The 19,051-nt window shown below is 67.2% G+C and carries 20 protein-coding genes and 1 tRNA gene; 13 read left to right on the top strand and 8 right to left on the bottom strand.

What is annotated here, in order from left to right; genetic code table 11:
* The first annotated feature begins 13 nt into the window (after positions 1 to 13).
* From EV283_RS00440 to EV283_RS00430, 3 genes are all read left to right on the top strand, one after another.
* On the top strand, positions 14 to 289 hold the full coding sequence (locus tag EV283_RS00440) for an accessory factor UbiK family protein (protein ID WP_056410610.1): 276 nt from the start codon (positions 14 to 16) through the stop codon (positions 287 to 289).
* Positions 290 to 386: 97 nt separating this feature from the next.
* Entirely contained in the window at positions 387 to 893 is a 507-nt protein-coding gene (locus tag EV283_RS00435; RefSeq protein ID WP_056410608.1) for a YbjN domain-containing protein, read from the top strand.
* Complete coding sequence (locus EV283_RS00430; protein ID WP_130321858.1) at positions 890 to 1,693, top strand: pyrroline-5-carboxylate reductase dimerization domain-containing protein; 804 nt, start codon at positions 890 to 892, stop codon at positions 1,691 to 1,693. The genes EV283_RS00435 and EV283_RS00430 overlap by 4 nt, the downstream gene beginning before the upstream one ends.
* 24 nt (positions 1,694 to 1,717) lie before the next feature.
* Here EV283_RS00430 and EV283_RS00425 read toward each other — a convergent pair whose 3' ends face one another.
* Positions 1,718 to 2,206, bottom strand: a complete 489-nt coding sequence (locus EV283_RS00425; protein ID WP_130321856.1) for a MarR family transcriptional regulator — start codon at positions 2,204 to 2,206, stop codon at positions 1,718 to 1,720.
* A 59-nt stretch (positions 2,207 to 2,265) separates the two neighbouring features.
* Here EV283_RS00425 and EV283_RS00420 point away from each other — a divergent pair, with 59 nt between their 5' ends.
* The 4 genes from EV283_RS00420 (at position 2,266) to EV283_RS00405 (ending at position 4,716) form a co-directional block, all read left to right on the top strand.
* On the top strand, positions 2,266 to 3,375 hold the full coding sequence (locus EV283_RS00420; RefSeq protein WP_056410599.1) for a branched-chain amino acid aminotransferase: 1,110 nt from the start codon (positions 2,266 to 2,268) through the stop codon (positions 3,373 to 3,375).
* Positions 3,376 to 3,427: 52 nt separating this feature from the next.
* A tRNA-Gln gene (locus tag EV283_RS00415) sits at positions 3,428 to 3,502 on the top strand.
* Between the two features lie 68 nt (positions 3,503 to 3,570).
* Complete coding sequence (locus EV283_RS00410) at positions 3,571 to 3,987, top strand: secondary thiamine-phosphate synthase enzyme YjbQ (protein WP_130321854.1); 417 nt, start codon at positions 3,571 to 3,573, stop codon at positions 3,985 to 3,987.
* A 117-nt stretch (positions 3,988 to 4,104) separates the two neighbouring features.
* A complete protein-coding gene (locus tag EV283_RS00405) occupies positions 4,105 to 4,716 on the top strand; it encodes a hypothetical protein (RefSeq protein WP_207223042.1) in 612 nt (203 codons plus the stop codon).
* Positions 4,717 to 4,895: 179 nt separating this feature from the next.
* On the opposite strand, the gene mfd is transcribed toward EV283_RS00405, so the two are convergent.
* Positions 4,896 to 8,366 (bottom strand): transcription-repair coupling factor, encoded by a 3,471-nt coding sequence (gene mfd / locus EV283_RS00400; protein ID WP_130321852.1) that lies wholly within the window; start codon positions 8,364 to 8,366, stop codon positions 4,896 to 4,898.
* A 120-nt stretch (positions 8,367 to 8,486) separates the two neighbouring features.
* Positions 8,487 to 8,753, bottom strand: a complete 267-nt coding sequence (locus EV283_RS00395; protein ID WP_056410591.1) for a succinate dehydrogenase assembly factor 2 — start codon at positions 8,751 to 8,753, stop codon at positions 8,487 to 8,489.
* 72 nt (positions 8,754 to 8,825) lie between these two features.
* Here EV283_RS00395 and recG point away from each other — a divergent pair, with 72 nt between their 5' ends.
* Positions 8,826 to 10,877, top strand: coding sequence for an ATP-dependent DNA helicase RecG (gene recG, locus EV283_RS00390; RefSeq protein ID WP_130321850.1), 2,052 nt, complete (start codon positions 8,826 to 8,828; stop codon positions 10,875 to 10,877).
* 4 nt (positions 10,878 to 10,881) lie between these two features.
* Here the strand turns inward: recG and EV283_RS00385 are convergent, their stop codons facing one another.
* From EV283_RS00385 to serS, 5 genes are all read right to left on the bottom strand, one after another.
* The gene (locus EV283_RS00385; protein ID WP_130321848.1) at positions 10,882 to 11,199 is read right to left on the bottom strand and encodes a PilZ domain-containing protein; all 318 of its coding nucleotides are present in this window, start codon (positions 11,197 to 11,199) and stop codon (positions 10,882 to 10,884) included.
* A gap of 107 nt (positions 11,200 to 11,306) precedes the next feature.
* A complete protein-coding gene (tyrS, locus tag EV283_RS00380) occupies positions 11,307 to 12,530 on the bottom strand; it encodes a tyrosine--tRNA ligase (RefSeq protein ID WP_130321846.1) in 1,224 nt (407 codons plus the stop codon).
* Positions 12,531 to 12,661: 131 nt separating this feature from the next.
* Positions 12,662 to 13,789: a M23 family metallopeptidase gene (locus EV283_RS00375; RefSeq protein WP_130321844.1), complete on the bottom strand. Its 1,128-nt coding sequence runs from the start codon at positions 13,787 to 13,789 to the stop codon at positions 12,662 to 12,664.
* On the bottom strand, positions 13,789 to 14,553 hold the full coding sequence (surE, locus tag EV283_RS00370; RefSeq protein WP_130321842.1) for a 5'/3'-nucleotidase SurE: 765 nt from the start codon (positions 14,551 to 14,553) through the stop codon (positions 13,789 to 13,791). Before surE ends, EV283_RS00375 begins: the two co-directional genes overlap by 1 nt.
* Positions 14,553 to 15,830 carry a serine--tRNA ligase gene (serS, locus tag EV283_RS00365; protein WP_130321840.1) on the bottom strand — a complete coding sequence of 426 codons (1,278 nt, stop codon included), beginning with the start codon at positions 15,828 to 15,830 and terminating at the stop codon, positions 14,553 to 14,555. The genes surE and serS overlap by 1 nt, the downstream gene beginning before the upstream one ends.
* A 144-nt stretch (positions 15,831 to 15,974) precedes the next feature.
* On the opposite strand from serS, the gene EV283_RS00360 reads away from it, so the two are divergent.
* The 5 genes from EV283_RS00360 (at position 15,975) to EV283_RS00340 (ending at position 18,964) form a co-directional block, all read left to right on the top strand.
* Positions 15,975 to 16,415 (top strand): host attachment family protein, encoded by a 441-nt coding sequence (locus EV283_RS00360; RefSeq protein WP_130321838.1) that lies wholly within the window; start codon positions 15,975 to 15,977, stop codon positions 16,413 to 16,415.
* Between the two features lie 49 nt (positions 16,416 to 16,464).
* On the top strand, positions 16,465 to 16,800 hold the full coding sequence (locus EV283_RS00355) for a hypothetical protein (RefSeq protein ID WP_130321836.1): 336 nt from the start codon (positions 16,465 to 16,467) through the stop codon (positions 16,798 to 16,800).
* 108 nt (positions 16,801 to 16,908) lie between these two features.
* The gene (locus EV283_RS00350; RefSeq protein ID WP_242615714.1) at positions 16,909 to 17,433 is read left to right on the top strand and encodes a hypothetical protein; all 525 of its coding nucleotides are present in this window, start codon (positions 16,909 to 16,911) and stop codon (positions 17,431 to 17,433) included.
* Positions 17,434 to 18,012: 579 nt separating this feature from the next.
* Positions 18,013 to 18,483 carry an RNA polymerase-binding protein DksA gene (gene dksA / locus EV283_RS00345; protein WP_056410556.1) on the top strand — a complete coding sequence of 157 codons (471 nt, stop codon included), beginning with the start codon at positions 18,013 to 18,015 and terminating at the stop codon, positions 18,481 to 18,483.
* Between the two features lie 151 nt (positions 18,484 to 18,634).
* On the top strand, positions 18,635 to 18,964 hold the full coding sequence (locus EV283_RS00340; protein WP_165391658.1) for a PilZ domain-containing protein: 330 nt from the start codon (positions 18,635 to 18,637) through the stop codon (positions 18,962 to 18,964).
* Positions 18,965 to 19,051 lie beyond the last annotated feature (87 nt).

The following is a 19,051-nucleotide window of genomic DNA, read 5'->3' as shown; positions in this document are numbered from 1 at the left end:
AGGTTTTGAAGCAATGCAGTCCGAAAACCGCGTGTTCGACGATATCGTCAAAGTCTTGAACGGTGCGGCCGGGACGCTTGCAGGCGTTGGTCGCGAAGCCGGATCTGGTGCGCGGGAACGCGCGCGCGAATGGCTGGGCGGGCTCGACTTCGTCAGCCGCGAAGAATTCGATGCGGTCAAGGCGATGGCAGCCGCAGCGCGTGACGAAAACGATGCGCTCAAGGCGCGACTCGATGCGCTCGAAGCAAAATCGGCCGTCACGGCGCCGCTCGGGGCGTCGGTCGACTGACTTTTCCACAGTTTTCCGCAGAATTGGGACCGATGGGGTTGTCGGGGCGTTTTTGCCTCGGCACCCTTTGTCGTGCGATAAGGACCGCCAGGACCCTATGATGCTTGAACACGCCGACCACGACCACGAAGATGCCGCCCCGATCGACATGCTCGAAAGCTATTACGCTGCGCATGGGTGGGAGCATGAGCGTCACGACGATGAGATCGTCGCGACCGTAAAGGGCAGCTGGACGACCTATGAACTGCGCGCCTTGTGGCGCGAAGACGATAGCGTCCTGCAATTCCTCGCTTTTCCCGACATCAAGGTGCCCGACGATCGGCGCCAGGCGGTGTATGAGACGATCGGGCTGGTCAACGAGCAGCTCTGGATCGGCCATTTCGAATTGTGGTCGTCGAGCGGCATCCTGCTGTTCCGGCATGCGGCGATGGTCGATGGCGGCGAGGAGGGGACGATGTCGCTCGACGCCGCCGAACTGCTCGTCGAATCGGCGATCGAGGAGTGCGAGCGCTTTTATCCCGTGTTCCAGTTCGTGCTGTGGGGCGGCAAGAGCCCCAAGGACGCACTGGCCGCGGCGCTGATCGAAACGCACGGCGAGGCATGAGTTTTCCGGCGGGGCCGCTATGGCTGATCGGCTGCGGCAATATGGGCGGGGCGATGCTGCGACGGTGGCTGGCGGCTGGCTTGGATCCCGCGAGCGTTACGGTGATCACGCGGAGCGGCACGGGCGCACCCGCTGGCGTCCGCTCGTTGACCGCGCTCCCCGACGAGGCCGCACCAGCCACGTTGATGCTCGCGCTCAAACCGCAGCAGATCGACGCCGCGCAGGCGCTGCTGGCCCCGCTGGACGGGCAACCGCATCTGTTGCTGTCGATCCTCGCCGGCGTCGATCATGCTGCGCTGTCGGCGCGGTTCGCGGCGGATGCCATCGTCCGTGCGATGCCGAACCTGCCGGTTGCGATCGGCAAGGGGGTTACGTCGCTCTACACCTATGCCGGGTCGCAGGACGCGATCGCGGCCGCGGAAGCGTTCGCCGCGCCGCTCGGCCATTATGAATGGATCGCGGCCGAGGCGCATTTCGATGCGGTGACGGCGCTGGCCGGATCTGGTCCGGGATTCGTGTTCCGGTTCGCCGATGCGCTGGCCAAGGCGGGCGCTGCGCTGGGCCTACCGGCCGATCAGGCGGCGCGTCTAGCGATGGCGACGCTGGAGGGCTCTGCGATCATGGCGGCCGCGGCGGATGTGTCGCCCGCGGCGCTGGCGGACCGGGTCGCGAGTCCCGGCGGATCGACTCGCGAGGGGCTGAACGTGCTCGACCGCGACGACGCGCTCCTCACCCTGTTGACTGAGACGCTTGCGGCGTCCGAACGACGCAACGCCGAGATGGCCGCCGCCGCCCGCTAGGACGACCGCGGCGTCCGGGTGATGCTAGCCGCGTAACGCGATCACCTGCGACCGGTCCTCCTCGGGGACGAGGCCCTCCAGGACGGCCCAGAACCCAGAGACCGCATTCTGCCCGGCACTGACATAGGCCGCCGACATGCGTAGGCGTGCCGCCTCGAACAGCTCGCTCTCCATCTTCGCCCCCGCGGCGGTTAGCCGCAGCAGCCGCTGGCGGCGGTCACGCTCGCCGGGGCGCGTCTCGACCAGCTTGCGGTCCGCCAGTTCGTTCAGCACGCGGCCGAGCGACTGCTTGGTGATCGCCAGCAGCGAAAGCAGTTCGCTGACCGTCATGTCGGGCTTGCGTGCGATGAAATAGAGTGCGCGGTGATGCGCGCGCCCCAGGCCCTCGTCGGCCAACCCCTGGTCGATCGAGCGGGTGAGGTGGCTGTATCCGAAGTATAGTAGCTCAAGCCCGCGCCTGAGTTCGGTCTCGCGGAGAAACAGGGGTGATGCGGTCGATGCTGTGGCAGCCATGTTGACCGGTTTAGACATCGCCCGTAGTCGTCGGCAACCCGCCTTGAGAGAGAAATTCGATGCCTGCTCCAGCTTCTACGTCGCCCTTCGCGTTTCGCCACGAGCCGAATGCGACTCCGGTCGAGGCGAACGAGCGCGCCAAGCGGCTGATCGACCCCGGTTTCGGGCGAGTCTTCACCGATCACATGGCGATGATCCGCTATAGCGAGACCGAAGGCTGGCATGATGCGCGGATCACCGCGCGTGCGCCGCTGACGATCGATCCGGCATCGTCGGTGCTGCATTATGCCCAGGAAATCTTCGAGGGGATGAAGGCCTATCGGCTGGCGGACGGCGGCACCGCGCTGTTCCGCCCCGAGGCGAATGCGCGCCGGTTCCAGGATTCGGCGCGCCGGCTCGCAATGCCCGAACTGCCTGAGGAGCTGTTCCTCGAATCGGTCGAGCGGCTGGTCAAGGCGGATGCGAACTGGATCCCGGAGAGCGACGGCGGCGCGCTGTACCTGCGCCCGTTCATGTTCGCCTCCGAAGTGTTCCTCGGCGTGAAGCCGTCGGCGGAATATCTGTACATGGTGCTGGCATCGTCAGTCGGCGCCTATTTCAAGGGCGGCGCACCGACCGTGTCGATCTGGGTGAGCCAGCAGTACACGCGCGCCGCACTGGGCGGCACGGGTGCTGCCAAATGCGGCGGCAACTATGCCGCCAGCCTGCTCGCGCAGTCCGAGGCGATCCGCAACGGGTGCGACCAGGTGGTGTTCCTCGACGCGGCCGAGCGCCGCTGGGTCGAGGAGCTCGGCGGCATGAACATCTTCTTCGTGTTCGACGATGGCAGCATGGCGACCCCGGCGCTGACGGGTACGATCCTGCCCGGCATCACGCGCGACTCGATCCTGACGCTCGCGCGGGCGCAGGGGATCGAGGTCCGCGAGGAGGGCTATACGATCGACCAGTGGCGTGCCGATGCGGCGAGCGGCCGGCTCGTCGAGGCGTTCGCGTGCGGCACTGCCGCGGTGGTGACGCCGATCGGCACGGTCGCCAGCCCAGAGGGGCGCTTCACGATCGGCAGCGGTGCTCCGGGTACGCTGACGATGCGGATGCGCGACGCTTTGGTGTCGATCCAGCGCGGCACCGCACCCGACGCCAACAACTGGCTGCATCATCTCGCCGATTGACGTCGTCAGGGGCTTTTCACGCGGCGCGGCCCCGCTATAAGGCCGCCTCTGTTGGGGCGTCGCCAAGTGGTAAGGCAGCGGCTTTTGATGCCGCCATGCGCAGGTTCGAACCCTGCCGCCCCAGCCAATCTCGATCAGTAATTCGCAGTGCGTGGGGCGGCCGGAGCAACCCGCTTCGTCGATCGTTCGTCCGGCATGCGTCAAGCCACCACAATTCTCACGATCGACACGAGCGGGCAGGGTCTCGTTGATGTCACCGCGCAGGTCCAGCGATGGACCCGCGACCAGCGTATGGCGGAAGGCCTGTTGACGGTGTTTTGCCGTCACACCTCTGCGTCGCTGTTGATTCAGGAGAATGCGTCGCCCGATGTCCGCACCGATCTGGAGGCGTATTTCGCGCGGATTGCGCCGGAATCGCGCGCGTATCTGCATGACGACGAGGGGCCGGACGACATGCCCGCGCATTTGCGTACGGCGTTGACGCAGGTGCAGCTGACGATCCCGCTGATCGACGGGCGACTGGCGCTCGGGACGTGGCAGGGCGTGTATCTGTTCGAGCACCGGCGGCGCCCGCACCGGCGTACGCTGGCGCTGCACCTGATCGGATCATGAAAAATGCGTCAGCGAGGTGGCGCATTGGAGCGATCCCGTTCATCAACCGTTCCACCACTGACGGCTAATAAGCGGCGTTTCGCCGCATTCGCCGCGAACGGAGACGACACCATGTTGATGAAACCGGGTCGCAAGGTCGCCCTCGCAGCGCTCGCAACGGGCGCGCTGCTGCTGGCCGGATGCGCGACCGAGACCACGTATCGGCCTGCGACGGGCCAGGGGTTCAGCCGCACCGGCTATAGCGATCGCCAGGTCGAGCCGGGCCGGTTCCTCGTCAGCTTCGCAGGCAACAGCGTCACGTCGCGCGATACCGTCGAACGCTACCTGTTCTTCCGCGCGGCCGAGCTCACGCTGCAGAACGGCTATGACTATTACCTGATGGCCGACCGCGACACCAACCTCCAGTCGCGTACCTATTCGACGCCGGGGCTTGGCGGCGGGTTCGGCTATGGCGGGTTCGGCGGCTATTGGGGCCCGTCGTGGCGCTATTACGGGCGCGGCTTCGGCTGGCGCGACTGGAGCCCCTATGGCGGCTTTGGTGGTGGTTTCGGCGGCGGCTTTGGCGGCGGTCCTTGGGGCAACGACTTCGATATCCGGACGATCGACCGGTACGAGGCAACCGCGGAGATTGTGATGCGCAAGGGGCCGATTCCGCGGGATAATATCCGGGCGTTCGATGCGCGGAAGGTTGTCGACAGCATTGGGCCGAGTGTCGTGCTGCCGAAGTAAGCGTTGGCTTTCTAGGTGCTGAAAAGGCCGGGCTACCCCAAGGGCAGTCCGGCCTTTTTGTGTGCTGCTCCCTCTCCCCTGCGGGGAGAGGGCCGGGGTGAGGGGCTGTTGCGCAGGGCATCGCTTGCGGCGCCCCTCACCCAACCCTCTCCCCGGAGGGGAGAGGGCTAAGAAGCAGCTTACCCCGCCGCCTTTGCCAGGCCCTTGGACAATTGCAGCGCGCCGTGCAGGCGTGCCTTCGGGTCGCCCCAAGCGCGTTGGAGGACGAGCTTGCTGTCGGGGCGCAGTCGCGCGACGCCGTTGAGGCGTTCGACATAGGCGAGCAGCTTGTCGATGTTGGGCGGCTTGTCGTCGTGAAACGACACCAGCACGCCGCGCGGGCCGACGTCGATCTTCGACACGCAGGCGCGCTTTGCGTTGAGCTTGATCTCGATGACCTTGATCAGATTCTCGGTCGCGTCGGGCAGTGGGCCGAAGCGGTCGATCATCTCGGCGGCGAACGCCTCGATCTCCTGGCTCTCGTCGAGTTCGTTCAGGCGGCGATACAGCCCCATCCGGAGGTCGAGATCGGGCACGTAGTCCTCGGGGATGAGGATCGGCGCGTCGACCGTAATCTGCGGCGAGAAGTCCTTCGGTCGCGCAGAGGCGAGGCCGCCGGACTTGGCGTCCATGATCGCCTCTTCGAGCATCGCCTGGTAGAGTTCGAACCCGACCTCCTTGATGTGCCCGGTCTGCTCGTCGCCCAGCATGTTGCCCGCACCACGGATGTCGAGATCGTGGCTCGCCAGCTGGAACCCGGCGCCCAGCGAATCGAGATCGGACAGCACCTTCAGCCGCTTCTCGGCGGTGACGGTCATCTGCCGCTCGGGCGGCGTCACCAGATAGGCGTACGCGCGCGTCTTCGATCGGCCGACGCGTCCGCGCAGCTGATAGAGCTGGGCGAGGCCGAAGCGGTCGGCGCGGTGGACGATCATCGTGTTGGCGGACGCGATGTCGATCCCGCTCTCGATAATCGTGGTCGAGACGAGCACCTCGAACTTCTTGTCGTAGAAGGCGGACATGCGCTCCTCGACCTCGGTCGGCGACATCTGGCCGTGCGCGACGACGAAGCGGATCTCGGGCACCTGTTCACGCAGGAACTCCTCGATCTCGGGCAGGTCGGCGACACGTGGGGTAACGACGAAGCTCTGCCCACCGCGGTAATGTTCGCGGAGCAGCGCCTCGCGCAGGACGACGGGGTCGAACGGCATGATGTAGGTCCGCACCGCGAGGCGATCGACCGGCGGGGTCTGGATCACCGACAGCTCGCGGATGCCCGACATCGCCATCTGCAGCGTGCGTGGGATCGGCGTCGCGGTCAGCGTGAGCATGTGGACATCGGCCCGGAGCGCCTTCAGCCGCTCCTTGTGCGTAACGCCGAACCGCTGCTCTTCGTCGACCACGACGAGGCCCAATCGCTTGAAGTCGATATTCTTCGCGAGCAGCGCGTGCGTGCCGATGACGACGTCGATCGTGCCGTTCGCCAGCCCCTCCTTGGTCGCCTTGGCCTCGCTCGCGGTGACGAGCCGCGAGAGGCGGCCCATGTTCATCGGGAAGCCTTCGAAGCGGCTGACGAAGTTGTTGTAGTGCTGGCGCGCGAGCAGCGTCGTCGGGCAGACGATCGCGACCTGCTTGCCGCCCATCGCCGCGACGAACGCGGCACGCAGCGCGACCTCGGTCTTGCCGAAGCCGACATCGCCGACGACGAGCCGGTCCATCGGCTTGCCCGCGGACAGATCGGCGAGAACCTCCTCGATCGCGCGGTCCTGGTCCTCGGTTTCCTCATAGGGGAAGCGATCGACGAAGCTGGGGTAACCGCTCGAATCGGGTTCGAGCACGTCGCCGGGATGCAGCGCGCGTTCGGCGGCGGTCGCGATGAGCTCGCCGGCAATCTCGCGGATCCGCTCCTTCATCTTCGACTTGCGACGCTGCCAGTTTTCGCCGCCGAGCTTGTCGAGCGATGCGCCTTCCTCCGACGAGCCGTAGCGCGAGAGGACGTCGATATTCTCGACCGGCACGTAGAGCTTGTCGCCGCCGGCATAGCTCAGCGCGACGCAGTCGTGCGGGCTCTGGCCGACCGGGATCGAGGTGAGCCCCTCGTAGCGGCCGATGCCGTGCTCGGTATGGACGACGAGGTCGCCGGGCGTCAGCGTCGCCAGTTCGGCGAGGAACGCGTCGGCCGATTTCTTGCGCTTCTTGCGGTGGACGAGGCGATCGCCGAGCATGTCCTGCTCGGTGAGGACGGCGACGCCGGGCGCGGTGAAGCCGTGATCGAGCGGCAGGACGATCAGCGCGACACCGAAGCTCTTGGCGGTGTCGGCGACGCCGAGCGCCTCCTGCCATGTCTCGGCGTGCTTGCCGCCCTTCAGCCCGTGGTCGGCGAGCAGGCTCCCCAGACGTTCGCGCGCGCCGATCGAGTAGCTGGCGAGGATCGGCTTGCGACCCTGCTTTCGGAGCTTCTCGACGTGATCGGCGACGGCTTCGTAGATATTAGACTGTGCGGCGCGCTCGGGGCCGAAATCGCGCGGGCCGTCGACGGCGAAGTCGAGGACGGTCGCGCTTTCCGGCTCGTGGAAGGGCGAGGTGATGTGTGCGGCGAATGCCTCGGTCGCGCCCGACCAGTCCTGCGCGTCGAGATAGAGCGCCTTGGCGGGCATCGGGCGGTAGCTGCCGGGTTGCGCGGCCTCGGCGCGCTTGCGGTTCTCGTAATAGTCGACGATCGATTCGAGCCGGCTTTCCGCCGCCGCGGCGACACCGCTGTCGCGGACCAGCACGTCGTCGGCGCCGAGATGGTCGAACAGCGTCGCCATCTTCTCTTCAAACAGCGGCAGCCAATGCTCCATGCCTGCGATCCGCCGGCCCTCGGAGATCGCCTGGTACATCGGATCGCCCGTCGCGGTCGCGCCGAACGCGTCGCGGTAGCGCGTGCGGAAGCGCTTGATCGAGTCCTCGTCGAGCAGCGCTTCGGAGGCGGGGAGCAGGACGAAGCCGTCGATCCGGCCGGTGGTGCGCTGGTCGGCGGCATCGAAGGTGCGGACGCTCTCGATCTCGTCGCCGAAGAAGTCGAGACGCAGCGCGTGGTCCTCGCCCGACGGATACAGGTCGACGATGCCGCCGCGCACTGCATATTCGCCCTGATCGTGGACGGTGTCGGTGCGGACATAGCCGTTCGCCTGGAGCAACGTGGCGAGCTTGTCGCGCCCGATCCGCTCGCCGGGGGCGAGCCGCGCGACGAGCTGGCGGATGCGGAACGGGGTGAGGACGCGCTGTGTCGCGGCGTTTGCGGTGGTCAGGAGGAGCTGCGGGCCCTTGGGCTTGCCTTGAAGGCGTTGCAACGCTGCCACTCGCTCGGCCATGACGCGGAGCGTTGGCGAGGCGCGGTCATAGGGGAGGCAATCCCAGGCGGGGAAACTCAGTATCTCGAGATCGGGCGCGAAGAACGCCGCGGTCGAGGCGATCGCGCGCATCGCCGCATCGTCGGGCGCGATGAACACCGCGCGCGTCTTCGCGGCGCGCGCGAGGTCGGCGAGCAGCGACGGCTGGAATCCCGACGGCACGCCCGACAGCGTCAGCGGGGTCTTCGCGGAGAGGATACTGTTCAGATCTGGCATATTACCTCCCCGGCGAAGGCCGGGGTCCAATTGGAGAGGTGGTCGTAACGGCGGACTGCGGTCGATCACGATCGCCCACCATTTGGGCCCCGGCCTTCGCCGGGGACGTGCTGTACGGCGTTACTTGACGACCGTGACGTAGTTGATGTCGCGCATCGCCTGCATCATGGGGCCGTTCCATTCGGGCGGGCAGGGGATCGAGCCGATTGCCCAGCCCATGATGTCGACGTCCTGCTCCTCGAGCAGTGCCTCGAACCAATCGAGCTGCTCGGGCGTCCACGTCCGGCCATAGGTTTCGAAGAAGCCGCCGATCATCATGTCGGCTTCGCGCGTGCCGCGGTGCGAGCTGCGGAAGCCGAGGCGCTTGAGGCGGGTTTCGTGGTCCATCATATCTCCAACGCCAATAGACCGGCGACCGCTGGCGGCGGGCGTCGGCTGGGCTATAGGGAGCAGATAGTCATGCGACCCGAAATCCTCAATCCGCTGTTCGCCGAAACCCTCGTCCTGAAAGGGGTGGGGCCTGCGCTCGCCAAGCCGCTCGACCGGCTCGGGCTTGCGCGCGTCGTCGACGTCGCCTTCCATCTGCCGACCGGCTATGTCGATCGCCTGCCCCGCACCGAGCTGATGGCGAGCGATGCCGGGCGGATCATCGTGATCACGCTGACCGCGCGCGAGCACCGCGTGAGTTCGGGCCGGGGCCCGACGCGCGTGCAGGCGACCGACGAGCATGGCAACTATGTCAGCCTCGTCTTCTTCGGCGGCAGTTCGGGCTGGGCGAAGAAGCTGCTGCCGATCGGCGAGGCCAAGCGCGTGTCGGGGCGGCTCGACGAATATGGCCAGGAACTCCAGATCGTCCATCCCGATATCGTCGAACCCGACGAGGAGTTGCGCGAGCGCGAGCCGATCTATCCGCTGTCGGAGGGGCTGACCTCGCGGCGGCTGGCGGCGCTGACGGCGCAGGCGGTCGCGCGTGCGCCCGATCTGGCCGAATGGATCGAGCCGGGGCTTAAGGCGAAACGCGAATGGCCGGGCTGGCATGATTCGCTTGCGCGCATTCACGCCGACCCCTCGGACGCCAAGGCGCGCGAGCGGCTGGCCTATGACGAAGTGTTCGCCAACCAGCTCGCGATGACGCTCGTCCGTGCCGATACGCGCAAGCGGCGTGGTAGGGCGCTGCACGGCGACGGGCGGCTGCGCGGCATGCTCAAGCTGCCCTACACGTTGACCGGCGCGCAATCGCGGACGGTGGGGGAGATCGAGGGCGATCTAGGGCAGACCGCGCCGATGCTGCGGCTGCTGCAGGGCGATGTCGGCTCGGGCAAGACTCTGGTCGCGGCGATGGCGATGCTGATCGCGGTTGAGGCGGGTGCGCAGGCGGCGATGCTCGCGCCGACCGAGATCCTCGCGCGCCAGCATTACGAGACGCTCAGGAAGACGCTCGCCGGCCTGCCGATCGAGGTCGGCGTGCTCACCGGGCGCGACAAGGGCCGCGTGCGCGAGGCGACTCTGATGGCGCTCGCGAGCGGCGAGATCGACATCCTTGTCGGCACGCACGCGATCTTCCAGGACGCGGTCGCGTATAAGGACCTCGCGCTGGTGGTGGTCGACGAGCAGCACCGGTTCGGCGTCGCGCAGCGGATGACGCTCCAGGCCAAGGGGATCGCGCCGCCGCACCTGCTGGCGATGACCGCGACTCCGATCCCGCGGACGCTGACGCTCGCGCAGTACGGCGAAATGGACGTCAGCCGGCTCGACGAGATGCCGCCGGGCCGCCAGCCGATCGAGACGCGGGTGATCTCGGAGGACCGGCTCGACGACGTGGTCAACGCGCTTGGCCGGCATCTGGCGGACGGGGGGCAGGCCTATTGGGTGTGCCCGCTGGTCGAGGAGAGCGAGAAGAGCGATCTCGCCGCCGCCGAGATGCGTGCCGAGGTCCTTCGCGCGCGCTTTGGCGACAAGGTGGCGCTGGTCCATGGCCGGATGAAGCCCGCCGAGAAGGACGCGGTGATGGCCGAGTTCTCCGCCGCGCGCACCGCCGTGCTGGTCGCGACGACGGTGATCGAGGTCGGCGTCGACGTGCCCAACGCGACGCTGATCGTGATCGAGCATGCCGACCGCTTCGGCCTCGCCCAGCTCCATCAGTTGCGTGGGCGCGTGGGGCGGGGCACCGGCCGGTCGATCTGCCTGTTGATGCGCGGCTCGTCGCTGAGCGAGACGTCGCGCGCGCGGCTGGCGCTGATGCGTGAGACGAATGACGGGTTCCGGATCGCCGAGGAGGATCTGCGGTTGCGCGGCGCGGGTGAGTTGCTGGGCACGAAGCAGTCGGGCGAGATGGCGTTCCGGCTCGCGACGCCCGACATGATGGCCGACCTGCTGCAATGCGCGCACGACGATGCGCGGCTGCTGATCGACCGCGACGGCGGGCTGGAGGGGAAGCGCGGTCAGGCGGCGCGGACCGCGCTCTATCTGTTCGATCGCGACGCCGGCGTGGCGCTGCTGCGATCGGGGTGAGGCGTCAGCTGTGGCGGGCCATCAGCGTGAGCATGGTGTAATACTCGCCGAGCGGGATGGTCCGTTCGAGCTCGCAGCCTATCCGCCCGCCCAGCGACCAGCGGACGACGGCATCGACGGGGCCCTGGATCGGCAGGCGAATCTGCAATCGGTCGCCCGCGGCCGGATCGCCGTCGCACCGCGCCATCAGCCCGTTTGCCGACATGTTGACCAGCACCAGCTTGACCGTCTGCCCATCCGCATCGAGCGCATGCGTGCGATGCATCACCTCGTCACGGGGCTCACCGCGCGCATCTCGAACAGCTGTCGCGTAGCGTGGCATCGATCGTCCCCCGGGTGTGGCCATGCAGCCAACCTACCCGGTGCACGATGAACCCGCTACAAACAGTGATGCTTAACGCGATCGTCTTCGAAACGATAATGCGTCTATTATGAGGGGGTTAGCATCCCATGTCGCTTCTTCCCGAGGCTGAGCCTGACGGGGGACGTGACGGGGAGGGACGTCGTGGGCTCGCGCACGGGCTCGCCATCGACGCGCACCGCACCCTCGGCCAGCTTGCGCCGCGCTTCGCCGTTCGAGGCGACGAAGCCGAGGCCGACCAAGGCCTCGACGATGCCGATCGCACCACCGGGAACGGCGAGGCTCGGCAGAGAATCGCCCGACGCGCCTTCCTCGAATGTCTTGCGCGCAGTCTCGGCGGCCTGTTCGGCGGCGTCGCGGCCACGGCACATCGCGGTCGCTTCGTTCGCGAGCACGATCTTGGCGGCGTTGATCTCCGCGCCTTCGAGCGTCTCGAGCCGCGCGATTTCGTCAAGCGGCAGGTCGGTGAACAGCCGCAGGAAGCGGCCCACGTCGCGGTCGTCGGTGTTCCGCCAGAATTGCCAGTAATCGAAATGGGGCAGCTGGTCCTCGTGCAGCCAGACCGCGCCCGACATCGTCTTGCCCATCTTGCCGCCGTCCGCGGTCGTGATCAGCGGGGTGGTGACGCCGTACACCTCGGTGCCGTCCATCCGGCGCGACAACTCGATGCCGTTGACGATGTTGCCCCACTGGTCCGATCCGCCCATCTGCAACCGGCACTCGGCGCGACGCGACAGTTCGAGGAAGTCGTACGCCTGGAGGATCATGTAGTTGAATTCGAGGAAGCTCAGCGACTGTTCGCGGTCGAGCCGAAGCTTGACCGAATCGAACGCGAGCATCCGGTTGACCGAGAAATGCTGGCCGACGTCGCGCAGGAACGGGATATATTCGAGCGCATCGAGCCACTCGGCGTTGTCGAGCATCACCGCGTCGGTCGGGCCGTCGCCGAACGTCAGGAAGCGTTCGAAGATGCGGCGGATCGAGGCGACGTTCGCCTTGATGCCATCCTCGCCGAGCAGCTTGCGCGCTTCGTCCTTGAAGCTGGGGTCGCCGATCTTGCCGGTGCCGCCGCCCATCAGCACGATCGGCTTGTGCCCCGTCTGCTGGAGCCGACGGAGCAGCATGATCTGGACGAGGCTGCCGACGTGGAGCGACGGCGCGGTCGGATCGAAGCCGATATAGCCGGGCACGATTTGCTTGCCGGCGAGCGCATCGAGCGCGGTGGCATCGGTCGTCTGGTGGACATAGCCGCGCGAGGTCAGCGTGGTGAGCAGGTCGGACTGGTAGGTCATGGATGCGCGACTAGCATGCGCCTCCCGGTCCGTCATCCCGGCGAAAGCCAGGATATTCATGGGCGGGTGCTGCGGCTCGAACGGGGAGATCCCAGCGTTCGCTGGGATGACGGTCAGGGGGAAGGACGGAATCAGCTCCGCGGCAATTGCGAGGTCGGGTCGACGGGGGTCCGCCCCTTGCGCAGTTCGAAGTGGAGTTCGGGGCGGTCGGCGAACCCGGTGTCGCCCGACAGCGCGACGGTCTGGCCGCGCTTCACGCTCTGCCCGCGTTGCACCAGCAGCTTCGATGCGTGGCCGTAAACGCTGGTCCAGCCGCCGCCATGCTTGATGATCACCAGCCCGCCGAGCGCGGCGATACCGTCGCCGACATAGGCGACGACGCCGTCCGCGGCCGCGTGGATCGGCGTCGAGATCGGCACCGCGATCTTGATGCCGTCGTTGCGTTCGCCGCTCGCACCCGGGCCAAAGCGCTTCACGACCCTGCCGTCGACCGGCCACAGGAACCCGCCGCTTGCGAGGCGCGCCGGCGCGGTGACGACGGCGTTCGAGGGCAATATGCGGCGCGGCGTCGCGATCGGCCTGGCGGGCGCCTGGTTGCTGGCAAGCGCGGGCTCGCCGCCGGTCAGGATGTCGTCGATGTCGAGCGAGAAGGCGCGGGCGCGTTCCGCCGCGCTCGGCCGGCCGCCACCGGGCGCATCGGGGATCAGCACGCGCTGGTCGGCGCGCAGGACATAGGGCTCGACGAGCGCATTGACGGAGACGATCCGCGACCATTCCACGCCGTAGGCGCGCGCGATCGCGATCCCGGTCTCGCCGCGACGGACCTGGTGGTAGCGGCCGCCGGGGATCGTCAACCGCTGGCCGGTGCGGATCGTGTAGGGCGTGTCGAGACCGTTCGCGCGCGCGATGGCCTCGAGGCTCGCACCGCTGCGATCGGCCACGCGGCGCAGCGTGTCGCCGGGCTGCACGACATAGGTCGAATCGGGGATCGTCTTGGCATCGGCGCTGACCGGACGCGCTTCCCAGGCGGGGCGCGGGGCGGGGAGGGTGGTGACCTCTCCGGTGTCGCGGCCCGGTATGTCCTGCGGCGGCGTATCGTCACGGCGCGGCGGCGGATCGTCGCGGCGCGCAGGCGGCACGCGATACGGGCGCGTCGGCGCGGTGCCATAGCCCGCGGGACGATCGGCATGCGGAATGCACGCGGCCAGCCCCAGCAACGGCAGCGCCGCTGCCGAGACGAGCGCACGCGCACATCGCATCAACGATAGGCCCGTTCGAGCAGGTCCATCGATTCGAAATGCGTCAGGTCGAGATGCAGCGGCGTCACCGAGACATAGCCGTCGGCAACCGCCTCGAGATCGGTCGCATGCGCGGGCGTCTCGACCGTGGCGGACAGCGCGAACCAGTGATACTCATAGCCCCGCGGATCGGTGTTGGTGACGATCTGCAGACGGCCGTAATCGCGCAGGCCTTGGCCGACGACTCGCACGCCCTTGACCGCATCGGCGGGACCGGCGGGGAAATTGATATTGACCAGCGTCCGCGGTGCGAGCGGCGCGTCGAGCAGCGGCCGCAGCACCCGCTCGCCCCACGTCTTTGCCGCTTCGAACGGTACGCTGTCGCCCATGCCTTCGCGGCTGTAGAGCTGGCTCAGCGCGATCGAGCGGACGCCGGCCAGCGCGCCCTCCATCGCCGCCGACACCGTGCCCGAATAGGTCACGTCCTCGGCAAGGTTCGCGCCGCGGTTTACGCCCGAGAGGATCAGGTCGGGCGGGCTGTCCTTCATGATCTTGGCGAGCGCCATCATCACCGCATCGGTCGGTGTGCCCGCGACGGCGTAGCGCTTCTCGCCATGCTTGCGCACGCGGATCGGCCGCGACAGAGTCAACGAATGGCCCGCGCCCGATTGTTCGTCGGCGGGCGCGACCACCCAGATATCGTCGGACAGAGTCGCGGCGATCGCCTCCAGCACCTTCAGCCCGGGCGCGTGATAGCCGTCATCGTTGGTGAGGAGGATCCGCATCAGCGCGTCGGCTCCAACAGCGTCAGGCCGCCGAGATAGGGCTGGAGCACCGCGGGGACGGCGACCGAACCGTCTTCCTGCTGGTAATTCTCCAGCACCGCGACGAGCGTGCGGCCGACCGCCAGCGCCGAGCCGTTGAGCGTGTGGACGAACCGCGTGCCCTTCTCGCCCTCGGGACGATAGCGCGCGTTCATCCGGCGTGCCTGGAAATCGGTGCAGGTCGAGACGCTGCTGATCTCGCGATAGCGCGCCTGGCCCGGCAGCCAGACTTCGAGATCATAGGTGCGTGCAGCGGTGAACCCCATATCGCCGGTGCATAGGAGCATCCGCCTGAACGGCAGCTGCAACGCGTCGAGCACGCCTTCCGCACAGGCGGTCATCCGCTCATGCTCGGCTTCCGACATGTCGGGGGTGACGATCGAGACCATCTCGACCTTGTCGAACTGATGCTGGCGAATATAGCCGCGCGTATCGCGACCGGCCGCGCCCGCCTCGGAGCGGAAGCACGGTGTCAGCGCGGTGAAGCGCAGCGGCAGTTCGGTCTCGCTCAGGATCTGCTCGCGGACGATATTGGTAAGGCTCACCTCGGCGGTCGGGATCAGCCAGCGACCATCGGTGGTGCGGAACAGGTCCTCCGCGAATTTGGGGAGCTGGCCGGTGCCGAACACCGCCTCGTCACGCACCAGCAGCGGCGGCGAGACCTGTTCGAAGCCCGCCTCGGCGACATGATCGAGCATGAACTGGCCGAGCGCGCGTTGCAGCCGGGCGGCTGGCCCGCGGACCAGCGTGAACCGCGCGCCCGACATCGCCGCGCCGGTCTCGAAATCGAGGCCGAGGGCAGGCCCGATCGCATCGTGCTCGCGCGCCGCGAAGGCGAAGCTCGGGGGCGTGCCGCGGGTGTGGACGAGCGCGTTGTCGTCCTCGCCACCGCCTTCGGGAACGTCCGCAGCGGGCAGGTTCGGGATCGCCGCGAGCAGGTCGCCGAGTTCGCCGGTCAGCCGCGCCTCGTCTGCTTCCAGCGTCGGCAGCGCCTCTTTCAGGCTCGCGACTTCGGCCATCAGCGCCTGCGCCCTGGCCTCGTCCTTCTGCGCCTTGGCCTGGCCGATCGCCTTCGACAGTTCGTTGCGACGCGTCTGCGCGGTCTGCGAGTCGGCGATCGTCGCGCGGCGCTGTTCGTCCAGCGTCACCAGCGATGCGGACTGCGGTGCGACACCACGCTTGGCAAGGGCGGCGTCGAAGGCGGCGGGATCGTCGCGGATCAGGCGTATGTCGTGCATGGCGCAGGCTATGCCGAGGCGGGTGCGCAGGCGCAAGACGGCTCCATCCTGCCGGTACTCCCCCGCCAGGGCGAGGGGCGCAGGCAACCTCCGCGCGACGCGGCGCGTTCATCCACCATACGCAACGCGAAAAGGAGATATCGCATGCAGCTTCCTCACAACGCCGTAGTGCTCGTCGCCGATGGTCGGAAAATGCTGTTCCTGCGCAACGAGGGCGACAATGCGTTCCCCAATCTGATCGTCGAGGAAGCGCAGGAGCAGGACAATCCCGCGACGCGCGATCAGGCGACCGACTCGGCCGGGCGCGCCTCGTCACCGCAGGGCGGCGTGCAGAGCTCGGTGGAGCCGACCGACTTCCACCAGATCGAGGAAGATCGCTTCGCCGCCGACGCCGCCGCGATGCTCAAGAAGCGCGCCTTAGCGAACGATTATGAGACGCTGATCGTCGTCGCGCCGCCCAGGACGCTCGGCGAATTGCGCAAGCATTATCACAAGGAAGTCAGCAATCGTCTTGCCGGCGAACTCGATAAGGACCTGACCGGGCACCCGATCAAGGACATCGAGAGGGCGCTCAAGAACGCCTGACCGAACGTAAAAAAGGCCCCGCGGGATATCTTCCGCGGGGCCTTTTTCTTTGCCTGGTGTCAGCGCTTACGCGGCGACGGCCTTTCGGGTAGCGAAGCGCCGGCGCGCCACGAGCGCGGCGGCGGCGGCGCCGAAGAGCAACACCATCGGCGGTGCGGGCACCGGCGCGGGCTGTCCGCCGCTCGATCCGGTGCTGCCACCCGAACTTCCGCTGCTTGCGCTCGATGCGCTGCTGGCACTCGACGCGCTGCTGGCGCTCGATCCGCTGGCGGACGAGGCGCTGCTGCCCGACGAGGCGGAACTGCCCGACGATCCGTTCGAGCTCCAGCCACCGGTCGAGTTCCAGCCGCCGCTCGATCCCCAGCCCTTGCTGCTCGAGCCATAGCTCGATCCGTCATGGCCGGGCTCGCCGCCCGACGAACTGCCGCTGCTGGCAGACGATGCGGAGGAGGCCGACGAGGCCGACGACGCGCTGCTCGACGCGGACGATACGTTGCCGCTTGACGAGGACGAGACGTTGCCGCTCGAACCACCCGAGGCAGAGGAGACATTGCCGCTCGACCCGCCGGAGGACGACGAGACGTTGCCGCTCGATCCACCCGAGGCAGAGGAGACGTTGCCGCTCGACCCGCCGGAGGACGACGTGCTCGATATCTCGGCACCGCCGGTGCTGCTCGACGAGCCGCCGGTCGAGGTCGACCCACCGCTCGACGCGGACCCGCCCGTTGACGTCGATCCGCCGCTCGAGGTGGAGGAGATCACGATGCTGCCGCTCGAGCCGCCGCTGCCGCCAAAGCCGCCGCCGAACCCGCCACCAAAGCCACCGCCGAACCCGCTACCGAAAAAGCCGCCGCTGCCGCCCACGGCCAAAGGTGCGGCACCCGCACCGCCGCCGCCGATATACCCGTCGCCGACCGGCGCGGGAATCGGGACCGGGGCGGCATTGGCCACCGTCACGACGGTGGGGGCGCAGGTCGTCCGCGTCGTCGTCGTCACGCGTCGTACGCGCGGCCGGTGAACCGCGGCGACCTGAGGGCGGGCAACGCGCTTGACGAGCATGCGCTTGGCATCGGCGGTTCGATTGGAGCTTTCCGCGACATGCACCGCGCCGCCGCCGATCAGGGCACCGCCACACGCACAAGCGCACAATTTGGCCAAGGCCATCCTCACCGACATATCGTCACTCTTTCGTTGCCGGCACCCTCGTGTTGCCGGATCCCCGTGTGCAATGTTTACGGCATCGCCATGCAGACTAACTGCAAAACAAACCGTTAAGTGCAAGAGCATTAACCATATCTGTGCGGGTTAATCACCTATTTACGTCGGCTAGTTCGCCGGGTTCACCCTTAACGTGCCGCCATGGGACATAAGTGACGCGGGCGTTCGTCCAGCGTTTGCCGGCTGGCAACGGCGCGTTTCCTCGGCGTGCGTGAAACCGCAAAATGAATTGGCGTAATATAATGTCGGATCTGGTTGTTTTTGCGCAAGCCGGGTCGCTTGTGATGATCTTCGCGCGCGACTATAGGCGCATTCACCATTTGGGGGCGGTCCTCGGAGATCAGCGTGGTTGATCCGACGGGGCCAGAGGGAGAGTGGTATGGCGACCGTAATGAATCGTATGGACGATACCGGGACTATCAATCGAAACGCTGCGAACGACAGCGACGACGAAAGCTATCGGCCCGATGCCGACGAACCCTTTATGAGCCTGAAGCAGCAGGCCTATTTTCGCGGAAAATTGCAGGCCTGGAAGGATGCGATCCTTCGGGAATCGCAGGAAACGCTGTCGCAACTGCAGGTCGATTCGCTGCGCGAGGCCGATCTCACCGATCGGGCGTCGAGCGAGACGGACTGGTCGATCGAACTGCGCACGCGCGACCGGCAGCGCAAGCTCGTCTCCAAGATCGAGGCGGCGATCCGCCGGATCGACGAGGGCGAATATGGCTATTGCGAAGTCACCGGCGAGCCGATCAGCCTCGCCCGGCTCGAAGCGCGGCCGATCGCGACGATGACGGTCGAGGCGCAGGAGCGGCATGAGCGCAACGAGAAGGTCTCGCGCGAGGATTGATCCGCACGATCTCGCATGCACGCATTACCAGGGTCGCATCGGTTGCCCGTCGTCGTTAAGCCATTTGGCAGGCTTTGGGGCCTAACAGGTGAACCGGGCCACGATCATGCGGCCCCGATGACGCGGGACGATGATGGACAGGTGCGATCATATGACTGGCGGGGACCGGACTGTAGATAGCATTGCGCCGGATTCGGCGTCGGCCGCTTCGACCGCGGGCAAACGGGCACTGCCGCGCGACAGTCTCCTGCTGGTCGGCCAGTGCCGACTCGGCGACGAGCCGGGCGTGCACGAGGTTCGCGTCCGCAATCTGTCCGAGGCCGGGCTGATGATCGAACTCGACATACCCGCCGACGTCGGCAGCCATGTTTGGCTCGACCTGCCCGGAATCGGAGAGACCAGCGGGACAGTGGCGTGGTGCGCGGCTGGGAGAATGGGGATCGCACTCGACGGGACAATCGATCCCAGGCGCGCGCGGTAGTCGGATTTAGCAACCACGCTGCTTATCGTTGCGTGAGGCGTAGGATGGGCAGCGCTTGGGCCGGACGGATGGGCGACCATTCCCCGG

The organism is Sphingomonas sp. BK036 (assembly GCF_004216825.1).
Lineage (GTDB): Bacteria > Pseudomonadota > Alphaproteobacteria > Sphingomonadales > Sphingomonadaceae > Sphingomonas.
This window is presented reverse-complemented; position numbering and strand designations above follow the sequence as displayed.